Origin of the sequence: Phycicoccus sp. Soil803, assembly GCF_001429685.1 — a bacterium.
Taxonomy (GTDB): Bacteria; Actinomycetota; Actinomycetes; order Actinomycetales; family Dermatophilaceae; genus Pedococcus.
In genome coordinates this window covers 744,040-744,682 of sequence record NZ_LMST01000001.1, presented here as the reverse complement: position 1 = coordinate 744,682, position 643 = coordinate 744,040, and the positions used below count along the sequence as shown (strand labels likewise).

The window sequence follows — 643 nt, the reverse complement described above, 5'->3', positions numbered from 1 at the left end:
GACGGCCACCAAGGCGGCGTTGGGCGAGGGCGAGGTGACCACCGAGCACGCCAGGGTGATCGCGACCGCCACCCAGCAGCTGCCTGCTGGACTGGCCGAGGTCGAGCGAGCCGCGATCGAGGAGTCGCTCGTGGCGGTGGCCAAGCGGGTCGACCCGGCCGCGTTGCGCCGCAAGGCCCGACGGGCCCTGGAGGCGGCGCAGCGGTCCCGGGCCGAGGTCGACGCCCACGAGGACGCGGTGCTGCGCGGCGAGGAGGACCGCGCCCTCGCCGCGACGAAGCTGACCCTGCACGACAACCACGACGGCACCACCACCGGCCACTTCACCGTACCCACGCTCGCCGCCAACATCCTCAAGAAGGTCGTGCAGCAGATGGCATCGCCGCGCCGGTTCGCCCAGCAGGCGGCCCGGGACGCCAAGGCGCGAGCAGCGGCCCAGGGCTCCGCGTTGACCGCCGGCCAGGTGGCCGAGGCGACCTGGGACGCGTTCCGCGCCGAGGACCTGGACTGGTCCCAGAAGTACGGGCGGGCGTTCGTCGAGCTGCTCGAGCACCTGCCCACCGACCACCTGTCCGGCAAGGTCAACGCCACCGTCCTGGTCACCCTCGACCACGACCAGCTCAAGGCCTCGCTCGGCGCGGCC

At 73.6% G+C, this 643-nt stretch carries 1 protein-coding gene; it reads left to right on the top strand.

Annotation, left to right across the window (positions count from 1 at the left end; translation table 11 throughout):
• Positions 1 to 643 (top strand): DUF222 domain-containing protein (locus tag ASG95_RS21570; RefSeq protein ID WP_235543301.1); only part of this gene is annotated, 643 nt, incomplete at both ends.